18 protein-coding genes are annotated in these 19,538 nt (G+C 63.2%); 17 read left to right on the top strand and 1 reads right to left on the bottom strand.

The genetic code is table 11. The annotated features are described in order from the left end of the window. Positions 1 to 64: 64 nt before the first annotated feature. The 15 genes from rlmN to AC1MGT_RS04445 all read left to right on the top strand — a co-directional run bounded on the left by rlmN (position 65) and on the right by AC1MGT_RS04445 (position 16,266). Positions 65 to 1,234: a dual-specificity RNA methyltransferase RlmN gene (gene rlmN, locus AC1MGT_RS04515; RefSeq protein WP_258835036.1), complete on the top strand. Its 1,170-nt coding sequence runs from the start codon at positions 65 to 67 to the stop codon at positions 1,232 to 1,234. Then, a complete protein-coding gene (gene pilW / locus AC1MGT_RS04510; protein ID WP_499503177.1) occupies positions 1,234 to 2,043 on the top strand; it encodes a type IV pilus biogenesis/stability protein PilW in 810 nt (269 codons plus the stop codon). Before rlmN ends, pilW begins: the two co-directional genes overlap by 1 nt. A 27-nt stretch (positions 2,044 to 2,070) precedes the next feature. After that, complete coding sequence (locus AC1MGT_RS04505; RefSeq protein WP_499503176.1) at positions 2,071 to 3,102, top strand: helix-turn-helix domain-containing protein; 1,032 nt, start codon at positions 2,071 to 2,073, stop codon at positions 3,100 to 3,102. Between the two features lie 23 nt (positions 3,103 to 3,125). Continuing rightward, complete coding sequence (gene ispG, locus AC1MGT_RS04500; RefSeq protein WP_499503174.1) at positions 3,126 to 4,427, top strand: flavodoxin-dependent (E)-4-hydroxy-3-methylbut-2-enyl-diphosphate synthase; 1,302 nt, start codon at positions 3,126 to 3,128, stop codon at positions 4,425 to 4,427. A gap of 46 nt (positions 4,428 to 4,473) precedes the next feature. After that, positions 4,474 to 5,826, top strand: a complete 1,353-nt coding sequence (gene hisS / locus AC1MGT_RS04495) for a histidine--tRNA ligase (RefSeq protein ID WP_499503173.1) — start codon at positions 4,474 to 4,476, stop codon at positions 5,824 to 5,826. A 47-nt stretch (positions 5,827 to 5,873) separates the two neighbouring features. Then, complete coding sequence (locus AC1MGT_RS04490) at positions 5,874 to 6,560, top strand: YfgM family protein (protein ID WP_499503171.1); 687 nt, start codon at positions 5,874 to 5,876, stop codon at positions 6,558 to 6,560. 85 nt (positions 6,561 to 6,645) lie between these two features. Beyond that, complete coding sequence (gene bamB, locus AC1MGT_RS04485; protein ID WP_499503169.1) at positions 6,646 to 7,800, top strand: outer membrane protein assembly factor BamB; 1,155 nt, start codon at positions 6,646 to 6,648, stop codon at positions 7,798 to 7,800. A gap of 6 nt (positions 7,801 to 7,806) precedes the next feature. After that, complete coding sequence (der, locus tag AC1MGT_RS04480) at positions 7,807 to 9,144, top strand: ribosome biogenesis GTPase Der (protein ID WP_183555417.1); 1,338 nt, start codon at positions 7,807 to 7,809, stop codon at positions 9,142 to 9,144. A gap of 147 nt (positions 9,145 to 9,291) precedes the next feature. Next, entirely contained in the window at positions 9,292 to 9,531 is a 240-nt protein-coding gene (hfq, locus tag AC1MGT_RS04475) for an RNA chaperone Hfq (protein WP_183555416.1), read from the top strand. 32 nt (positions 9,532 to 9,563) lie between these two features. After that, positions 9,564 to 10,787, top strand: coding sequence for a GTPase HflX (gene hflX, locus AC1MGT_RS04470; protein ID WP_258835116.1), 1,224 nt, complete (start codon positions 9,564 to 9,566; stop codon positions 10,785 to 10,787). A gap of 4 nt (positions 10,788 to 10,791) precedes the next feature. Further along, the gene (gene hflK / locus AC1MGT_RS04465; protein WP_499503168.1) at positions 10,792 to 12,078 is read left to right on the top strand and encodes an FtsH protease activity modulator HflK; all 1,287 of its coding nucleotides are present in this window, start codon (positions 10,792 to 10,794) and stop codon (positions 12,076 to 12,078) included. Next, positions 12,078 to 12,956 carry a protease modulator HflC gene (gene hflC / locus AC1MGT_RS04460; protein WP_499503167.1) on the top strand — a complete coding sequence of 293 codons (879 nt, stop codon included), beginning with the start codon at positions 12,078 to 12,080 and terminating at the stop codon, positions 12,954 to 12,956. Before hflK ends, hflC begins: the two co-directional genes overlap by 1 nt. Before the next feature lie 271 nt (positions 12,957 to 13,227). Further along, entirely contained in the window at positions 13,228 to 14,382 is a 1,155-nt protein-coding gene (locus tag AC1MGT_RS04455) for an ATP phosphoribosyltransferase regulatory subunit (protein ID WP_499503166.1), read from the top strand. A gap of 3 nt (positions 14,383 to 14,385) precedes the next feature. Continuing rightward, complete coding sequence (locus AC1MGT_RS04450; RefSeq protein ID WP_183555412.1) at positions 14,386 to 15,702, top strand: adenylosuccinate synthase; 1,317 nt, start codon at positions 14,386 to 14,388, stop codon at positions 15,700 to 15,702. Between the two features lie 24 nt (positions 15,703 to 15,726). After that, complete coding sequence (locus AC1MGT_RS04445) at positions 15,727 to 16,266, top strand: phosphoribosyltransferase (protein ID WP_183555411.1); 540 nt, start codon at positions 15,727 to 15,729, stop codon at positions 16,264 to 16,266. Between the two features lie 102 nt (positions 16,267 to 16,368). Here the strand turns inward: AC1MGT_RS04445 and AC1MGT_RS04440 are convergent, their stop codons facing one another. Further along, positions 16,369 to 16,698, bottom strand: coding sequence for a TfoX/Sxy family protein (locus AC1MGT_RS04440; protein ID WP_499503165.1), 330 nt, complete (start codon positions 16,696 to 16,698; stop codon positions 16,369 to 16,371). Positions 16,699 to 16,812: 114 nt separating this feature from the next. On the opposite strand from AC1MGT_RS04440, the gene AC1MGT_RS04435 reads away from it, so the two are divergent. Together AC1MGT_RS04435 and AC1MGT_RS04430 are read left to right on the top strand one after the other, a co-directional pair. Next, a complete protein-coding gene (locus tag AC1MGT_RS04435) occupies positions 16,813 to 17,409 on the top strand; it encodes a MarC family protein (RefSeq protein WP_499503164.1) in 597 nt (198 codons plus the stop codon). 87 nt (positions 17,410 to 17,496) lie between these two features. Continuing rightward, a complete protein-coding gene (locus AC1MGT_RS04430; protein ID WP_499503163.1) occupies positions 17,497 to 19,518 on the top strand; it encodes a hybrid sensor histidine kinase/response regulator in 2,022 nt (673 codons plus the stop codon). The last annotated feature ends 20 nt before the right edge of the window (positions 19,519 to 19,538 follow it).

Here is a 19,538-nt window from a genome sequence, read left to right as displayed (position 1 = left end):
GTAACCCGCTCGCCAGCGGCCAAGGGCCGATGCGAGCGGGTGCTGAAACTGAGGAATTTTTGCCATGACGACGCTCACCAACCTGCTGGACCTCGATCCCGCGCAACTCGTCGCTTATTGCGCCGACTTGGGTGAGAAGCCGTTCCGCGCCAAGCAACTCCAACGCTGGATTCACCAGTTTGGCGCCGCGGACTTCGACAGCATGACCGACCTGGCCAAGTCGCTGCGTGAAAAGCTGAGCACGCGCGCCGAAGTGCGCGCACCAGCCATCGTCAGCGACAACACGTCCACCGACGGCACGCGCAAGTGGCTGGTCGATGTCGGCAATGGCAATGCGGTCGAAACCGTGTTCATCCCGGAAGAAAACCGCGGCACGCTATGCATCTCCACGCAAGCGGGCTGCGCCGTCAACTGCCGCTTCTGCTCGACGGGCAAGCAGGGCTTCAACCGTAACCTGACAGTCGCCGAAATCATCGGCCAGCTGTGGATGGCCGAGTTCGAGCTGCGCCGCACCAAAGGCATCGAGCCAGGCCCGAAGGGCGAACGCCAGATCACCAATGTGGTGATGATGGGCATGGGCGAGCCGCTGCTGAACTACGAACCCACCGTTACCGCGCTCAAGCTGATGCTCGACGATAACGCCTACGGCCTGTCGCGCCGTCGCGTGACCCTGTCGACCTCGGGCGTGGTGCCGAACATCGACAAGCTGTCGCAGGACGTGCCGGTGGCCATGGCGGTGTCGCTGCACGCGTCGAACGATGCGCTGCGCGATATCTTGGTGCCGCTGAACAAGAAATACCCGCTGCGCGAACTGATGGCCGCCTGCAAGCGCTATCTTGAATTCGCACCGCGCGACTTCATTACCTTCGAATACTGCATGCTCGACGGCTTCAACGACAGCGACGAGCACGCACGCGAACTGATCGCGCTGGTCAACGACCCCGTGGTCGGCGTGAACTGCAAGTTCAACCTGATTCCGTTCAATCCGTTCCCCGAGTCCGGCCTGTTCCGCTCCAAGAATCCCCGCATCAAGGCGTTTGCCCAGGTGCTGATGGATGCCGGCATCGTCACCACCGTGCGCAAGACGCGCGGCGACGATATCGACGCCGCCTGCGGCCAGCTGGCCGGTGAGGTCAAGGACCGCACCCGGGTGGTCGAGCGCATGGAAAAAATGGCCGAGTACCAGAAAAAGTTCGGCGCCGACTTCGGGCGCATCGTGGAGATCCCGACCTGATGAAGCTTGCCGCCGCCGCGCTTGCACTCGCCTCGACCCTGACCCTGCTGGCCGGATGCGCCAGCAACGCGGGCGGCGGGTCGGGTTCCACCGGCGAGCTCAAGACAGCGTCGGACCAGACGGCGGGCGAGAAGCGTGCGTCGATCCGCATTCAGCTGGCGGTCGGTTATTATCAGCAGGGCAAGTACGAGATCGCGCTCGACGAAATCAAGAAGGCGCTGGCGGCCGATGCCGCCTATGCCGACGCCTACGGTTTGCGCGCGCTGGTCTACACGTCGATGGGCCAGTATCCGCTGGCTGAAGAGAATTACCAGCAGGCGCTGCGCCTGCGCCCGAATGACCCCGAGTTTTCGAACAACTTCGGTTCGTTCTTGTGCCAGTCGGTCAACCGCCCGGCCGAGGCAATGCGTTATTTCGATGCGGCACTGAAGAACCCCACGTACCAGACGCCGCTCAGCGCGCTGGTGAATGCGGGCGTGTGCAGCATCAAGAACCGGAACAACGATGCGGCCGAGCGCTATCTGCTCGAAGCCTTGCGTCTGAACCCCGGTCTGCCGACGGTCAATACCGGATTGGCGCGGGTGTACTACGAGCGGCGCGACCTTGAGCGCGCCGGTTTTTTCATCAACCGTCTGCTCGAGACAGCCAAGCTCGAGACGCTGCCGGCCGATGCGCTGTGGCTTGCCATGCGCATCGGCCGCAAGGCGGGTGACCGGACCCATGAAGCGTCGCTGGCGGCCCAGCTGCGGCGCCGCTTCCCCGGTTCGCCCGAGTACGCAGCGTACGAGCGCGGGGCGTTTGGTGAGTAAAGAAGAACAAGGACAAGGACAAGGACAATGAACGAGCAAGCAGACCAGCCAGCCGCACCGGGCAACGCGTCCGGCATCCCTGGCAAGACCCTGCAATCCCAGCGTGAGACCATGGGCTGGAGCGTCGAGCAGGTTGCCGACCAGCTCAAGCTGGCGCCGCGCCAGGTGCTGGCGCTGGAAGCGGGCGATTACGCCTCGCTGCCCAGCCCGGCCGTCACGCGCGGCTTCGTGCGCGCTTACGCCAAGCTGCTGCGCATCGACGCGGCGCCACTGGTGTCGATGATCGAACTGAACATGCCGCCGGAAGCCCGCGCGGGCGCCCAGTCGGCGATGGCTGCTGCGCGCCGTGAACAAAAACCGGCTGCGTTCTCGGAAACCCGGTTCCCGATCAACGGCAAGCGCCGCAGCCTGCCGCTGGGCTGGATCGCCGCCGTAGTCATCGTGGCCGGCGCCGCCGTTGCGGCCTGGCAGTTCGACCTGATACCAAGCCTGAACCGCGACGTCGAATCGGGCGATACGATGGTGCTCGAGAATCCGGCTGCCGGTGTCGTGGCGCCGGGCGTTGCTGCGCCAGGTGCCGCCGCGCCGGTCCAGCAAGGCCTGATCAATCCGTCCGTGCCGCTCATTTCGGTGCCGTCGCCATCGAGCCAGGGCACGGCCCCGGCGGGCGCGCCAACGACGGCGCCAACCACGCCGACCGCACCCGCTGCCGCACCTGCCGCTGCGCCGGTCACTGCACCGGCTACCGCCACGCCGGCGCCAGTCGCGGCGGCCCCGGCTGCCGCAGCGCCGGCCGCCGCAGCACCGGCTGCCGCCGGCGCCAACACGCTGGTGCTGAACGTGCGCGCCGATTCGTGGATCGAAGTGCGTCCGAGCAGCGGCGGTCGTCCGCTGATCTCGCGCCTGGTCAAAGCCGGCAGCACCGAGTCGGTCGAAGTCGCCGGCCCTGTCAACCTGACCGTCGGCGTGCCGGGCGCCGTGACGGCGACACTGCGCGGCGCCAACGTCCCGCTGCCACAGCAGCCGGGCAAGACCATCGCACGCGTGGCCCTGAAATAAGCTGATCACTCGCTGGAACCAACATGAATTCCTTGAACGAAACCCCTGTCCCCGAGTTTGCATCGGCCGCAGCCATTCCATCGGGCCCGATGGCCCGCCGCGCCAGCCGCAAGGTCCTGGTCGCGCACGGCGCGCGCCAGGTGTGGGTCGGCGGCGATGCACCCGTCGTCGTGCAGTCGATGACCAATACCGATACCGCCGACGCGATCGGCACGGCCATCCAGATCAAGGAGCTGGCGCGTGCCGGTTCCGAGATCGTGCGCATCACCGTGAACACGCCGGAAGCAGCAGCGGCCGTACCGGCGATCCGCGCCCAGCTCGACCGCATGGAAGTCGATGTGCCGCTGGTCGGCGACTTCCATTACAACGGCCACCTGCTGCTGCGCGACTATCCCGAGTGCGCGCAGGCGCTGTCGAAGTACCGCATCAATCCGGGCAATGTGGGGCAGGGCGCCAAGCGCGACACCCAGTTCGCCCAGATGATCGAGATCGCTGCCAAGTACGACAAGCCGGTACGCATCGGCGTGAACTGGGGCAGCCTGGACCAGTCGCTGCTGGCGCGCATCATGGACGAGAACGCCTTGCGCGCCAATCCATGGTCGGCCCAGGCCGTCATGTACGAAGCTTTGATCACGTCGGCGATCGAGAACGCCATCCGCGCCGAAGAAGTGGGCCTGGCGCGCGACAAGATCATCCTGTCGTGCAAGGTCTCGGGCGTGCAGGACCTGATCGCCGTGTACCGCGAACTGGCCCGCCGCTGCGACTATCCGCTGCACCTGGGCCTGACCGAAGCGGGCATGGGCAGCAAGGGCATCGTCGCCTCGACCGCTGCGCTGTCGGTGCTGCTGCAAGAGGGCATCGGCGACACGATCCGTATCTCGCTGACACCCGAACCGGGCGGCGACCGTACGCGCGAAGTCATCGTCGGCCAGGAAATCCTGCAAACGATGGGCCTGCGCAAGTTCACGCCGATGGTCATCGCGTGCCCGGGTTGCGGCCGCACGACGTCGACCGTGTTCCAGGAGCTGGCGGACAATATCCAGACCTTCCTGCGCGACCAGATGCCGGAATGGAAAAAGACCTATCCGGGCGTGGAAGGCATGAACGTGGCCGTGATGGGTTGCATCGTCAACGGGCCGGGCGAATCGAAGCACGCGAACATCGGCATCAGCTTGCCGGGCACGGGCGAATCGACGGCGGCGCCGGTGTTTGTCGATGGCCAGAAGTTTGCCACGCTGCGCGGCGAGCGAATCGTCGAAGAGTTCCAGACGATCGTGCTCGATTACGTGAAGAAGAATTACAGCCGCGAGTCGGTCGCACAATAAAATCCGCCGCGGCGCCAGCACGCGGTGATCGAAGAGTTTACTTACCATGTCCAAACCAGAAAAAATTGTTGCCATCAAAGGCATGAACGACATCCTGCCCAGCGATGCACCGCTGTGGGAATTGTTCGAGAACACCACTGAAACGATCCTGAAAAGCTACGGCTACCAGAAGATCGTCACGCCGATCGTCGAGCAGACGAGCCTGTTCTCGCGCGCCATCGGCGCCGTGACCGACATCGTCGAAAAAGAGATGTATTCGTTCGAGGATTCGATGAACGGCGACCAGCTCACGCTGCGCCCGGAAGGCACCGCCAGCGTCGTGCGCGCCGTGCTCGAACACAATCTGGTCTACGACGGCCCGCGCCGCCTGTGGTACAAGGGCCCGATGTTCCGTCACGAGCGTCCGCAGCGCGGCCGCTATCGCCAGTTCTTCCAGTTCGGCGCCGAAGCCATCGGGTTTTCGGGCCCGGACATCGATGCCGAGCTGATCATGATGTGCCGTCGCCTGTGGGATGACCTGGGCATCGAGAACGTGCGCCTCGAACTGAATTCGATCGGCAATGCCGAAGAGCGCCAGCGACACCGCGCCGACCTGATCGCCTACCTCGAGCAGCACGAAAGTATCCTGGACGCCGAAGCCAAGCGCCGCCTGCACAGCAATCCGCTGCGCATCCTCGACACCAAGAATCCGGCCATGCAGGAGATGGTCAACGCGGCCCCGCGCCTGCTTGATTACCTGGGCGAAGAATCGCTGGCGCACTTCAATGGCGTCAAATTCTTGTTGGACCAGAACGCGGTGCAGTACACCGTGAACCCACGCCTCGTGCGCGGCCTGGACTATTACAACCGCACCGTGTTCGAGTGGGTCACCGATGCACTCGGCTCGCAAGGCACGATCTGCGCTGGCGGCCGCTACGATCCGCTGGTGGAAACCTTTGGCGGCAAGGCCACGCCGGCCGTCGGTTTCGCGATGGGCATGGAGCGTATCATCGAGCTGATGAAGGCGATGGGCGAGCCGGCCGAGCCGAACCAATGCGATGTCTACATGGTCCATCAGGGCGAGAAGGCGCAGCTGCAAGCCTTCATCCTGGCCGAGCGCATTCGGGATGCCGGGCTGGATGTTGTGTTACATTGCGCAACGCCAGCGGGTGCCGGCAGCTTCAAAAGCCAGATGAAGAAGGCCGACGGGTCCGGCGCAGCGTTTGCCGTGATCATTGGCGAGGACGAAGTTGCCAACGAAACCGCGGCCGTGAAGACGATGCGCGGCGAGATCGGCGAGCAGCAGCAGAGCACCGTGCCGTTCCTGGAAGTGGTCGATTACCTGGTCGACCAGATCACCGGCGCGCACGTGCATGACGAACACTGCGGTCACGATCACGATCACATCCATAAGCATTAACACCCGTCGTATTACGCATTCCATCCACTCACTACAAGAACACGCACATGGCATACGATCACCAAGAGCAGGAACAGCTTGATTCCTTCAAGGCGTTCTGGTCGAAATACGGCAACATCATCGTCTGGGTCCTGATCCTGGCGCTCGGTTCATTCGCCGGCTGGAATTTCTGGAAGACCCACCAGGCCAACAAGTCGATCGAAGCCTCGGCGCTGTACGACGAACTGCAGACGTCGTTGCTGGCCAATGACAATGCCAAGGTGCAGCGTATCGCCGGCGACATCCGCGCCAAGTACGAAAGCTCGCCATACACGCAGATGGCAGCCCTGGCCGCGGCCAAGACGGCGTTCGAAGCGAACGACCTGAAAACCGCCAAGGCCCAGCTGCAATGGGCGGCCGACAACGGCAACGACGAATACAAATCGATCGCCAAGCTGCGTCTGGCGGGTGTGCTGCTCGATGAAAAAGCCTTCGACGAAGCACTGAAAGTCTTGAACGGCACGTTCCTGCCGCAGTTCACTGCCGAAGTGAACGACCGCAAGGGCGATGTGCTGGTCGGCCAGAACAAGCTGAACGAAGCACGTGCTGCGTATGTCGCCGCACTGGCCGCGATGGATGCCGCCAGCCCGGCCCGTCAACTGGTGCAGGTCAAGCTCGAAGCCATCGGCGGTACCGTGCCGGCAGACAAGAACACGGCACCATCGCCAGCCGCAGACCAGAAAGCGGCTGCGTAAATTTTTCGCATGAGATGGCCCGCGTCCGCCTTCGAGCGGCCGCGGGCTTTGCGTCCTTTATAGTCCAGGAACAAGGTAGAACATAATGCGTATTAGCAGCAAGCTTGTTGGCGTCGGCGTACTGGCCCTGATGACGGGTTGCTCGACCCTCAATTCGCTCAATCCATTTGCATCCGACAAGAAGGGCGATCAACCCGCCAAGCTCGTCGAACTCAAGGGCAGCATGGCCGTGCGCACCGCATGGAAACTCGACATCGGCAAGGCCAAGGGCTACCAGTTCTCGCCTGTGCTGAGCGGCAACACGCTCGTCGTGGCCGCGGCCGATGGCGCCATTGCGCGCGTCGACGCGGCCACCGGCAAGCAGCTGTGGCGCGTCAAGGCCGACAGCGACCTGTCGGCAGGCGTCGGCACGGACGGTAACCTGATCGTCGTCGGTGGCGAGAAGGGCATCCTGATGGGCTACGACATGGATGGCAAGCTGCTCTGGAAAACGCAGCTGTCGAGCGAGATCCTGTCGGCGCCGGTCGTGTCGCAAGGCATCGTCGTCGCCCGTTCGATCGACAACCGCATCGTCGGTGTCGACGCGACCGATGGCAGCAAGAAATGGACTGTGCAGAAAGTCGCGCCGCCGCTGACGCTGCGCAACGCGCCGGGCATGATCGTGGCCGGCACCGACGTCATCGTCGCGCAGCCGGGCGGCAAGCTGTCCGCGCTGATCATCGCTACCGGCGCACCGCGCTGGGACGTCGAGGTCGGCATCTCGCGCGGCGCGACCGAATTGGAACGCGTCACCGATATCGGCGGCGCCCCGGTGCTGTTCGAGAACGAGGTGTGCGCCGCTTCCTACCAAGGGCGCGTAGGCTGCTTTGACCTGGTGACCGGTTCGGCGCGCTGGACGCGTGACCTGTCCTCCAGCGTCGGCGTAGCCGTCGACCAATTGTTCGTGTTCGCACCGGACGACAAGGGAGCACTCAATGCATTCACCCGCGACACGGGCGCCAGCAGCTGGAAGAACGACAAACTGTCGTTCCGCCGCCTGTCGACCCCGCTGTCGTATGGCCGCGCCGTCGCGGTTGGCGACTACGAAGGCTATGTGCACTTCCTGTCGCGCGAAGATGGCTCTTTCCTGGCGCGCGCCGCAACCGACGGGAGCCCGATCGTGGGCACGCCGCTGGTGGCTGGCTCAAACCTGATTTTTCAAACACAAAACGGAACTGTGACCGCCATCGCGGTCGAATAAGAAAACATGAAGCCGGTAATCGCACTCGTAGGTCGACCCAACGTCGGGAAATCGACCTTATTTAACCGCATGACCCGTTCGCGCGACGCGTTGGTGGCCGACATGCCAGGCCTGACGCGCGACCGCCACTACGGCGAAGGCCGCATTGGCGAACGACCATTCCTGGTCATTGACACGGGCGGTTTCGAGCCGGTCGCCAAAGAAGGCATCATGCACGAAATGGCGCTGCAAACGCGCCAGGCCGTCGCCGAAGCCGACGTGGTCGTGTTCATCGTCGACGGTCGTCAGGGCCTGACCCCGCACGACAAGACCATCACCGATTTCCTGCGCAAGAGCGGCCGCAAGGTCATGCTCGTCGTGAACAAGTCCGAAGGCATGAAGTACACGGCCGTCACGGCCGACTTCTATGAACTCGGCATGGGCGACCCGTACGTCATTTCGGCCGCCCACGGCGACGGCGTGACCGACCTCGTGGTCGAGGCGCTCGACGCCGCGTTCGCCGCGCGTCCGGACGAACCGGCCGAACTCGAGCACGTCGACCACGGCATCAAGATCGCCATCGTCGGCCGCCCGAACGTGGGCAAGTCGACCCTGATCAACACGCTGGTCGGCGAGCAGCGCGTGATTGCGTTCGACATGCCAGGCACCACGCGCGACTCGATCGAAGTACCGTTCGAACGCGATGGCAAGAAGTTCACGCTGATCGACACCGCCGGTATCCGCCGTCGCGGCAAGATTTTTGAAGCCATCGAGAAGTTCTCGGTCGTCAAGACGATGCAGTCGATCGCCGACGCCAACGTCGTCGTGCTGCTGCTCGACGCCCAGCAAGATATCTCGGAGCAGGACGCGCACATCGCCGGCTTCATCCTGGAATCGGGCAGGGCGCTGGTCGTGGCCGTCAACAAATGGGATGGCCTGAAAACCGACGAGCGCGACGAAGTCAAGATCGATCTCGACCGCAAGCTCGATTTCCTGAGCTTCGCTAACACGCACTTCGTCTCGGCACTGCGCGGCACCGGCATCACGCAACTGATGAAATCGGTCGAGGCGGCCTATGCTGCCGCCACCGCCAACCTGTCGACGCCGCGCCTGACGCGCGCGCTGCAAGAGGCCGTGGAGAAGCAAGAGCCGAAACGCAAGGGCTCGGGCCGTCCAAAGATGCGCTACGCCCACCAGGGTGGCCAGAACCCGCCAATCATCGTCATCCACGGCAATGCCCTGGACGGGATCAGCGAGCCCTACAAGCGCTATCTCGAGAAGCATTTCCGCGAGACGTTCAGCCTGGTCGGCACCCCGCTGCGGATCGAACTGCGCAGTGGCAAGAACCCGTTCGCGAAGCCGTAGCAGTACGACAAAAAGTGGCGAAACAGGTTACAGTAGTTCAGGGCCGCATTCGCTTTGGCAGAATATGGCCTCACCCATGTGGCATGACTACTTGAAAATCGGCAAATCGCCTCAAACTTTTAACTACAACAACATCACGGAGCTGTTATGAGCAACAAAGGGCAACTGTTACAAGACCCATTCCTCAACGCCTTGCGCAAGGAACACGTCCCTGTCTCGATCTACCTGGTCAACGGTATCAAGCTGCAGGGTCATATCGAATCCTTCGACCAATACGTCGTCCTGCTTCGCAACACCGTGACCCAGATGGTCTATAAACACGCCATCTCTACCGTCGTGCCGGCCCGCGCCGTCAACCTCAATCTTGACTCCAGCGAAGCCGAGTAAGGCCGATGGCTGACGCCCCCGGCACGCCGCTCATGCGCGCAGCCCTGGTCGGCATCGACTTCGGGACTGGCGACTTCAACGCCAGTCTCGAAGAGTTGTCCCTGCTTGCGAAGTCCGCTGGCGCCGAACCGATCACCACGATCACGGCCAAGCGCTCGAGCCCCGATCCCGCACTTTTCATCGGCAGCGGCAAGGCCGATGAAATCGCCCTCGACGCCAAGGCACTTGGCGTCGATATCGTCATCTTCAATCACGCACTCTCGCCTGCCCAGCAGCGTAACCTCGAGCGTCGTCTCGAGCTGCGCGTCGTCGACCGTACCAGCCTGATCCTCGATATCTTTGCGCAGCGCGCCAAGAGCCACGAGGGCAAGCTGCAGGTCGAGCTGGCCCAGTTGCAGCACCTGGCCACGCGCCTGATCCGCGGCTGGACTCACCTTGAACGGCAAAAGGGCGGTATTGGCCTGCGCGGTCCGGGTGAAACCCAGCTCGAGACCGACCGCCGGCTCATCGGCGAACGCGTCAAGGCGCTGCGCGCACGACTGGCCAAGCTGCGCAAGCAGCATGAGACCCAGCGCCGCCAGCGCGGCCGCAATAACACGTTCTCCGTCTCGCTGGTCGGCTACACCAATGCCGGCAAGTCGACGCTGTTCAACTCGCTGACCAAGGCCGGCGTGTACGTGGCGAACCAGTTGTTCGCCACGCTCGACACGACCAGCCGCCGCATGTACCTGGGCGACGACGTGGGCAGTGTCGTCATTTCCGACACCGTCGGCTTCGTGCGCGACTTGCCGCACCAGCTGGTGGCGGCATTCCGCGCCACGCTCGAAGAAACGATCCACGCCGACCTGCTGCTGCACGTGGTCGACAGCGCGTCACCTACTCGTATGGAGCAGGTGGAGCAGGTCAACGAGGTGTTGCGCGAGATCGGCGCCGATCATGTTCCCCAAATTCTGGTCTGGAACAAGATCGATGCAGCGGGCCTGGAGCCCGGGGTCGAGCGTGATGAGTATGATAAGATCAACCGGGTGTTTATCAGTGCCCATAGCGGCGCCGGCCTGGATCTGCTGCGTTCGGCGATCGCCGAAACGGCCAAGTCCGGACCTGGTCAAAGTTATCGAGCCACCCCGGAAAACGAAGAACAGGACGACGCTTTCGAGCTCGCCGAGGTCGATGCGTCGGTGGACGCGCTGCCTGACGCGCTACCCGAAGGTCCTGCCGATCATCTGCCAACTTCCACCCTTGTTGGGCCACGCTAAGCCTATGTTTGTTTCCATACTAAAAAGATTCGGCGTCAAACTGTCGCTGAACGACCCACGCTGGGGCCGTAACCCAGAAGATGACCGCAAGGCCCAGGACGGTCGCCGTCCGGGCGACGGCCCGCCTGACCTCGACCAGATGTGGCGCGATTTCAATGCGCGCCTCAACAAGATGTTCGGCAACCGTGGCAATAACAACGGTGGCGGCGACAGTGGCGGTCCGAACCGCGAAATGCGCGGCGCCGGCATCGGTGCGGGCGTCATTGCCATCATCGTCGGCTTCATCTGGCTGGCCTCCGGCGCGTTCATCGTGCAAGAGGGTAGAACTGCTGTGGTCACGACGTTCGGCCAGCTGAGCCACACGACGACGCCGGGTTTCAACTGGCGCTGGCCGTATCCGATCCAGGCCCACGAAATCGTCGATGTCTCGACCATCCGTACGGCCGAGATCGGCTATCGTGGCACGGCAAGCAACAAGCAGCCGCTGGAATCGCTGATGCTGACCGACGACGAAAACATCGTCGACATCCAGTTTGCCGTGCAATACACGCTGAAAGACCCGGTCGCATGGGTGTTCAACAACCGCGATCAGGACGACACCGTGCGTCAGGCAGCCGAAACGGCGATCCGCGAAGTGGTCGGTCGCAGCAAGATGGACTTCGTCCTGTACGAAGGCCGCGAGAAAGTCGCGGCCGATGTGCAGACGCTGATCCAGACGATCACCGATCGCTACAAGTTGGGCGCCCTGATCAGCAACGTGACGATGCAGGGCGTGCAACCGCCGGAGCAGGTGCAGAGCGCGTTCGATGACGCGGTCCGCGCCAGCCAGGACCGCGCCCGCGCCCGCAACGAAGGTGAAGCGTATGCCAACCAGGTGATCCCAGCCGCGCGCGGCCAGGCGTTCCGCCTGCAGCAGGACGCCGAAGCGTATCGCTCGATGGTGGTTGAAAACGCGACCGGTAACGCGTCGCGCTTCGATCAGGTCGTCGCTGCCTATGCCAAGGCCCCGGGCGTGACCCGTGACCGCATGTATGTCGACACGATGCAGCAGATCTTCTCCAGCACCACGAAGGTGATGATCGACTCGCGTGCCAACAACAATATGCTGTACCTGCCGCTCGACAAGCTGATGCAGCAGGTCGCAGCCAACGATGCCCAGGTCGGCAGCAAGTCGGGTCCGGTGCAAGTGCCAGGCGCTGCCCAGCCGACCGAAGTGACCCAGGCCCTGGAAGCGGTGCGCCAGCGTGATGAGCGCAGCCGTGATTCCTCACGTGATCGGGAGACCCGTTAATGAACCGCCTCGTTACCATCTTCGTGGCCGGCTTCATCGCACTGATGCTGCTGTCGTCCACCATTTTCGTTGTCGACCAGCGCCGTTTCGCGATCGTGTTCGCGCTTGGCCAGGTCAAGGAAGTGATCGACAAGCCGGGCCTGCACTTCAAATTGCCGCCACCGTTCCAGAACGTGGTCTATATGGACAAGCGCATCCTGACGCTCGACACGCCTGACGTGAACCGCTTCATCACGTCCGAGAAGAGCAATGTGCTGGTTGATTCGTTCATCAAGTGGCGCATCAGCGATCCGCGCCTGTACTACGTGAGTTTCGCCGGCGATGAAACGCGCGCGCAGAACCGGTTGTCGCAGGTCATCAAGGCGGCACTGAGCGACGAGATCACCAAGCGCACCGTGCGTGAAGTGATTTCGGGCCAGCGCGCAGCCGTGATGGCAGCAGTGCAGGCCAAGCTCATTGCTGAAGCCGCGGAAGTCGGCATCGGCATCGTCGACGTGCGCCTCAAGCGTGTCGAGTACACCGAGCAGAACATCAATTCGGTGTACGAACGCATGCGCGCCGAGCGTGTCCGCGTCGCCAACGAATCGCGTTCAACCGGTGCTGCCGAATCCGAGCAGATCCGCGCCGACGCCGATCGCCAGCGTACCGTGATTATCGCCGAAGCGTTCCGCGACGCCGAAAAAGTCAAGGGTGACGGCGATGCGAAAGCATCGGCCATCTACGCCGAAGCCTTTGGCAAGAACCCGGAATTCGCACGCTACTACCGTTCGCTCGAAGCGTACCGTGCGAGCTTCAAGGATCGCAGCGATGTCATCGTTGTTGATCCAAGCTCGGAGTTCTTCAAGTACTTCAAGGCACCTGCAGGCGGCGGCAAATAACGCTGTTCCCGCCTTGCTGCGGGGGTAGTTGAACAATCTGGGGGAGCAGGGCCATCGGCCTTGCTCCCCCAGTGTCGTCTGCGGCAGGCATTGCCCGTACTGTCCGGCATCGTGGCAGATTATCAACCTTGACCCCCGCCAGTCCCGCTTTCGCTGCCTCAATCTGGTGGTTTTCGGTTAAAATCACCGATTCGGCGTTCGCGTCGTGCGCTGGCACGCCTGTCGTACGAAGCTTGCCATTGACTATCCCAAACCCATAACGTCGTTGCCCATGCCGAATTGGCTATTGCCTGAAAATATCGCCGATGTCTTGCCGTCCGAAGCGCGCAAGATCGAAGAGTTGCGCCGACTGATGCTCGATAACTTCCGGCTCTACGGTTACGAACTGGTCATGCCGCCGCTGCTCGAGTATCTCGATTCGCTGCTGGCCGGCGCCGGTGCCGACACCGACCTGAAAACCTTCAAGGTCATCGATCCGCTGTCCGGCCGCCTGCTGGGCCTGCGCGCCGACATGACGACGCAGGTCGCGCGCATCGACGCGCACCTGCTCAACCGCGACTCGATCACCCGCCTGTGCTACGCCGGCAGCGTGCTGCATACCCGCCCGTCGGGCCTGCACGCCACGCGTGAGCCGATGCAGATCGGCGCCGAGATCTACGGCCATGCCGGCCTCGAAGCCGATGCCGAGATCCAGGAACTGGCGCTGGGTTCGCTGGCCTTGGCCGGCTTCACGAACGTGCGCCTCGACCTGGCCCACGTCGGCGTGCTGCGCGCACTGCTCGACGACGACCCGGCGGCCAAGCGCGACGAGAACCAGCTCTATTGCCTGCTGCGCGCCAAGGATGCGCCGGGCCTGGATGCCATCTCGCAGAATTACTACCCGCAGACCCGCAAGGCGCTGCTGGCCTTGCCGCGCCTGTACGGCAATATCGACGTGCTGGCCGAAGCCCGCGAAGCCCTGCCGGCGCTGCCGGGCGTGCAGCGCGCGCTGGCCGAACTGGCAGCGCTGGCCGCCGGCGCGCTGGGCCGCGCCGAGATCGCGATCGATCTGGCCGACCTGCGTGGCTACCAGTACGAAAGCGGCGCCATGTTCGCGCTGTACGTGACGGGCTTGCCGAATGCGGTTGCGCGCGGCGGCCGTTACGACCATGTGGGCGAAGCGTTCGGCCGTGCGCGGCCTGCAACGGGCTTCTCGCTCGACCTGCGCGAACTGGCCCGGCTGCTGCCGATGGCCGAGCGCAAGCATTCCATTCGCGCGCCGTGGGGCAATGCCCCCGAGCTGAAGGAAAAAATCGCTGACCTGCGCAAGGCAGGCGAAGTCGTGATCCAGAGCATGCCGGGTCACGACAATGTTCAGGACGAGTTCGAGTGCGACCGCGTACTCGTCCTCGAAAGTGGAAATTGGATTCTCAAAAACTTAGGTTAAGTGATGTCAAATACTAACGTGGCAAAGAACGTCGTTGTCATCGGCACCCAGTGGGGCGATGAAGGCAAGGGCAAGATCGTCGACTGGCTCACCGACCACGCCGCTGGCGTGGTGCGTTTCCAGGGCGGCCATAACGCTGGTCACACCCTGGTGATCAAGGGCCAGAAAACCGCGCTGCAACTGATCCCGTCGGGCATCATGCGCGAAGGCGTCGCCTGCTACATCGGCAACGGTGTCGTGGTCTCGGTGCCGGACGTCATGCGTGAAATCGACAAGCTGGCCGCGGCCGGCGTCGAAGTCGTCTCGCGCCTGATGATCTCGGAAGCCTGCCCGATCATCCTGCCGTACCACGTCGCCATCGACAAGGCACGCGAACTCAAGCGTGGCGAGAACAAGATCGGCACCACGGGCAAGGGCATCGGCCCGGCCTACGAAGACAAGGTCGCCCGCCGCGCCATCCGCATCGCCGACCTGCTCAACGCAGAGCGCTTTGCCGAGAAGCTCAAAGAGAACCTCGACTACCACAACCACGTCCTGGTCAACTACTTGGGCGCTGAAGCGATCGACTTCCAGACCACGTTCGACGACGCGATGGCCCTCGTGCCACGCCTGCGTCCGATGGTCGGCGACGTGTCGTCCGCCCTGTACGCCGCGCACAAAGCCGGCGGCAAGCTGCTGTTCGAAGGCGCGCAGGGCTCGCTGCTGGACGTCGACCACGGCACCTACCCGTTCGTCACCTCGTCGAACTGCGTGGCCGGCAATGCCGCTGCCGGCGCTGGCGTCGGTCCGAACATGCTGCACTACATCCTGGGCATCACCAAGGCCTACACCACCCGCGTCGGTTCGGGCCCGTTCCCGGCCGAACTGCCAACCGACGCTGGCGTCGGCGAGCACCTGTCGCGCGTGGGCCACGAGTTCGGCACCGTCACGGGCCGCGCCCGTCGCTGCGGCTGGTTCGATGCCGCGCTGCTGCGCCGCTCGGTCCAGATCAATGGCGTGTCGGGCATGTGCCTGACCAAGCTCGACGTGCTGGACGGCATCGAGTCGCTCAAGCTGTGCACCGGCTACAAGATCGACGGCCGCGCGGTCGACATCTTCCCGGTCGGCGCTGAAGACGCAGCCCGCTGCGAGCCAGTGTACGAAGAGATGCCAGGCTGGACCGAAAGCACCGTCGGCGCCAAGTCGATGGAAGAGCTGCCGGCCAACGCCCGCGCCTACATCCAGCGCATCGAAGAACTGGTCGGCGTGCCGATCGACATGGTCTCGACCGGTCCTGACCGCGAAGAAACGATCGTGCTGCGCCACCCGTTCGCGGCATAACGACAAAATCTGGAGTCAAAAAAGATGAATTCCCCTGTATCGACCGAAAAAGACCTGTGGGTCTCGTGGGACGAATACCACCGCCTGATCGAGCGCCTGGCGCTGCAAGTGTACGAATCGGGCTGGAAGTTCGACCAGGTGCTGTGCCTGGCGCGCGGCGGTGTGCGTCCGGGCGACGTGTTCTCGCGCATCTTCGACGTGCCGCTGGCGATCCTGTCGACCAGCTCGTACCGCGAAGAAGCCGGCACCAAGCAAGGCGACCTGGACATCTCGAAGTACATGACGATGACCAAGGGCCCGCTGGCTGGCCGCGTGCTGCTGGTGGATGACTTGGCCGACTCGGGCGTGACGCTGCGTAAAGTCAGCCAGCACCTGACCGAGAACTACCCGCAGGTCACCGAAGTCAAATCGGCGGTCATCTGGGTCAAGGGCACGTCGTCGATTCGTCCGGATTACTTCCTGGACGACCTGCCGCACAACCCATGGATTCATCAGCCGTTCGAAGAATACGACGGCCTGCGTCCGCACCAGCTGTCGGCCTGGCTGAAAAAGTTCGAGAAGTAATTCACCCGGTCAGACGGGCGACGAGCGGGGAAGGGCAGATGCCTTTCCCCGCTTTTTTATTGGCGCTTCACTGTGTCAACCGAGCTCACCAATAGATAACCGTTACAGCGCCTTCTTTTTCTTCTTGGGCAGCGGCAGCTCCTGCGCGGTAATGCGCACCAGCTGACTCAGCCAGTCCCGGTCTTCGCACAGGTCGCCGTCGATCTGGAAACAGGGTTTTGCACCCGGGTAGGGTGGCGCCTCGACAGGGGTCCCGATATGGGCTCGACCGCCCTCGGTCGGTTTGATGAACAGGACATCGTCGCACACCAGTGCGACCATCTTCTCGTCGAGATAGACGCCGTATTCGCCGAACATTTTCTTGGTGCTGACCGCCCCGGCAGCGCTCATCTGGTCGAGGATGAAGTCGACAGTGCTCTGTTGTGATCCCATGTCTGCTTTCGATGTAGAGGTGATCGGTCTTGGTGCCAGATCGTCCGGCACGTTGATGCACTCTGGTAAGATTACGCCTTTACTGTAGTCGCGTATTCAAAAGAATAATAAGCCATGACCCAAAGCTTTTTCTCCACCTTCATTCTGCTCATCCTCGTGACCGACCCGTTCGGTAACGTCCCGCTGTTTGCGGCCGCACTGAGAGACACGCCAATCGAGCGCCGCAACCGCATCGTGATCCGCGAGTGTGCGATTGCTTTCGTGCTGCTGCTGGTGTTCATGTTCTTCGGCAAGCACTTCCTGGAAGCGTTGCACCTGAGCCCGATCGCGCTGCGCATCGGCGGCGCCGTAATCCTGTTGATGATTGCGATCCGCATGATCTTCCCGCACCCCGATGGCGTGCTGGGCAAGAGCGAGGGCGGCGAACCGTTCATCGTCCCACTGGCGATTCCTGCGCTGGCCGGCCCATCGGCGCTGGCCACTGTGCTGCTGCTGTCGGCCACCAGTTTTACCGAAACAATGGTGCACGTGGCAGCACTGGCGGCGGTCGGCATCGTCTGGCTGGCCGTGTTCCTCAGTGCCGAAAAGCTGCAGCAAAAGCTGGGGCCGCAGGTCATGACGGCCTTCGAGCGCCTGATGGGTCTGATCCTGACGGCGATGGCGGTCGAGATGCTGCTGGGCGGTATCCGCGAGTTTGTGCGGACGCTGTAACGCTCATGTCACGCTGGCGTGCGTGAGCGGCGCTGCAAATCTGGCACACTTCGCTTGCGCGATGTGCGCGGATCAACACGAAGCATCATGGGTATGAATCAGGTAGTGGGAGCGCCGACCGACGTGCGGCAAGAACCGTCATTATTCCTCGGCGACGGCACGGTGCGTGCGCTGATGCGCGAACACGACTGGACTACCTCGCCACTCGGTCATCCGCGCGACTGGCCGCAGGCCTTGCGCACGACGGTTGCACTGATGCTCGACTCCAAGTTCCCGATGTTCGTCGCCTGGGGCGATGAGCTTGGCTTCCTGTACAACGATGCCTACAGCGTGATCCTGGGCGCCAAGCACCCGGCCTCGCTCGGTCTGCGTTTTTGCGATGTGTGGCCCGATATATGGGACGAGATCGCGCCGATGGTCGATCGCACGATGAACGGCGAGTCCATCTACCTCGAGCGCTTTCCGCTGACCATGCGTCGTCATGGTTACGACGAAGAGACATGGTTCCGCTTTTCGTACTCGCCCGTGCGACGTGAGAACGGCATGGTCGCCGGCATGTTCTGTGCCTGCGTCGAAATTACCAATGAAGTCCTGGCGCAGCGTTATCGCGACGAAGAAAACACGCGCCTGGTGAACCTCTTCGAGGAAGCGCCCGGCATCATCGCCGTGTTGCGCGGCCCCAACCATGTATTCGAACTGACCAACCGTTCCTACCTGACACTAGTGGGCCACCGCGATCTGATCGGCAAGCCGGTGCGCGACGCGTTGCCCGAGGTGCAGGGGCAGGGCTACTTCGAACTGCTCGACCAGGTCTATACCAGTGGCCAGCCATTCGTCGGTCATGCCGTGCCGCTGCGCGTGCAACGCGAGCCGGGCGGCCCGCTCGAAGAATGCTATCTCGATTTTGTCTACCAGCCGATTCGCGACCAGTACGGCAAGGTGACGGGTATTTTCCTGGAAGGCAGCGACGTTACGGTGCGCAAGCGCATCGAGGATGAACTGCGCGAAGCCAACCGTCAAAAGGATGACTTCCTGGCAATGCTCGCGCACGAGTTACGCAATCCGCTCGCGCCCATTGCCACCGCCGCGCAGCTGCTGCAGCGCGGCCAGATGGACGCGCCCGGCATTGCGCGCGCTAGTGCAATCATCGCGCGCCAGGCCGAGCACATGACAGCGCTCGTGAACGATTTGCTGGACGTCTCGCGTGTCACGCGCGGGCAGGTCACGATGGCGAAGGAAGCGGTGGCGGTTGAACCGCTCGTGCACGAAGCTGTGGAGCAGGTGCGGCCGATGCTCGACAGCTGCCACCATGAACTGTCCCTCGACATTGAACCCGGTCTGTACGTGCTGGGCGACCGCACGCGCCTGATCCAGGTGCTGTCCAACATCCTGAACAATGCCGCCAAGTACACGCTGGCCAGAGGCCGCATCGTGCTGAGCGTGCGCACTGACGGCGGCGACGTGCGCATTGCCGTGCGCGACAATGGCCAGGGCATCGACCTGCCCGTGCTGCCGTATATTTTCGACCTGTTCACGCAGGCCGAACGCACGCCCGATCGTTCGCAAGGCGGGCTGGGCCTCGGGCTGGCGCTCGTCAAGAGCCTGGTCCTGCTGCATGGCGGCCGCGTCGATGCGCTCAGCGATGGGCTGGGCGAGGGCAGTGAATTTGTCGTCTACCTGCCGTTGCTGGAACCGGTCGTGGAGGTGCCAGCCCCCGCGCCGGCCGCATCTGTACCTGACGCATCAGGCCTGCGCGTGCTGGTGGTGGACGACAACGTCGACGCTGCCGAGATGCTGGCCACGCTGCTGGAGATGAATGGTTACGCTGTTCGGGTTGAATTCGATGGCGCGAGCGCGCTGGCGACGGCATTGCGCGAGCCGCCGGACGTGGCGCTGCTCGATATTGGCTTGCCCGATATGGACGGCCACGAACTGGCCCGTCGCCTGCGTGCACAGCCCGCGACGGCAGAGGCCGTGCTGGTGGCGCTGACCGGGTACGGCCAGGCCGAAGATCAGCAGCGTGCCCAGCAAGCCGGCTTCGACCATCATATGGTCAAGCCGGCCGACCTGGACCGGTTGCTGACGTTGCTGGCCAGCATAGAGCGCTGAGCCGGCAACGCCCCGCTGGC

The sequence above is a fragment of the Telluria sp. BA11 genome, assembly GCF_056680305.1.
The sequence above is the reverse complement of the archived record's forward strand: the minus strand, read 5'-3'. Positions and strand labels throughout refer to the sequence as shown.

Excerpts from the sequence above, each read along its gene's own strand:
- hflC (WP_499503167.1), top strand. The coding sequence starts at position 12,078 with ATGAACCGCCTCGTTACCATCTTCGTGGCCGGCTTCATCGCACTGATG.
- AC1MGT_RS04445 (WP_183555411.1), top strand. The coding sequence starts at position 15,727 with ATGAATTCCCCTGTATCGACCGAAAAAGACCTGTGGGTCTCGTGGGAC.
- AC1MGT_RS04490 (WP_499503171.1), top strand. The coding sequence starts at position 5,874 with ATGGCATACGATCACCAAGAGCAGGAACAGCTTGATTCCTTCAAGGCG.
- AC1MGT_RS04450 (WP_183555412.1), top strand. The coding sequence starts at position 14,386 with ATGTCAAATACTAACGTGGCAAAGAACGTCGTTGTCATCGGCACCCAG.
- AC1MGT_RS04435 (WP_499503164.1), top strand. The coding sequence starts at position 16,813 with ATGACCCAAAGCTTTTTCTCCACCTTCATTCTGCTCATCCTCGTGACC.
- ispG (WP_499503174.1), top strand. The coding sequence starts at position 3,126 with ATGAATTCCTTGAACGAAACCCCTGTCCCCGAGTTTGCATCGGCCGCA.
- rlmN (WP_258835036.1), top strand. The coding sequence starts at position 65 with ATGACGACGCTCACCAACCTGCTGGACCTCGATCCCGCGCAACTCGTC.
- pilW (WP_499503177.1), top strand. The coding sequence starts at position 1,234 with ATGAAGCTTGCCGCCGCCGCGCTTGCACTCGCCTCGACCCTGACCCTG.
- hfq (WP_183555416.1), top strand. The coding sequence starts at position 9,292 with ATGAGCAACAAAGGGCAACTGTTACAAGACCCATTCCTCAACGCCTTG.
- hflX (WP_258835116.1), top strand. The coding sequence starts at position 9,564 with ATGCGCGCAGCCCTGGTCGGCATCGACTTCGGGACTGGCGACTTCAAC.
- AC1MGT_RS04505 (WP_499503176.1), top strand. The coding sequence starts at position 2,071 with ATGAACGAGCAAGCAGACCAGCCAGCCGCACCGGGCAACGCGTCCGGC.
- hisS (WP_499503173.1), top strand. The coding sequence starts at position 4,474 with ATGTCCAAACCAGAAAAAATTGTTGCCATCAAAGGCATGAACGACATC.
- AC1MGT_RS04430 (WP_499503163.1), top strand. The coding sequence starts at position 17,497 with ATGGGTATGAATCAGGTAGTGGGAGCGCCGACCGACGTGCGGCAAGAA.
- AC1MGT_RS04440 (WP_499503165.1), bottom strand. The coding sequence starts at position 16,698 with ATGGGATCACAACAGAGCACTGTCGACTTCATCCTCGACCAGATGAGC.
- AC1MGT_RS04455 (WP_499503166.1), top strand. The coding sequence starts at position 13,228 with ATGCCGAATTGGCTATTGCCTGAAAATATCGCCGATGTCTTGCCGTCC.
- hflK (WP_499503168.1), top strand. The coding sequence starts at position 10,792 with ATGTTTGTTTCCATACTAAAAAGATTCGGCGTCAAACTGTCGCTGAAC.
- bamB (WP_499503169.1), top strand. The coding sequence starts at position 6,646 with ATGCGTATTAGCAGCAAGCTTGTTGGCGTCGGCGTACTGGCCCTGATG.
- der (WP_183555417.1), top strand. The coding sequence starts at position 7,807 with ATGAAGCCGGTAATCGCACTCGTAGGTCGACCCAACGTCGGGAAATCG.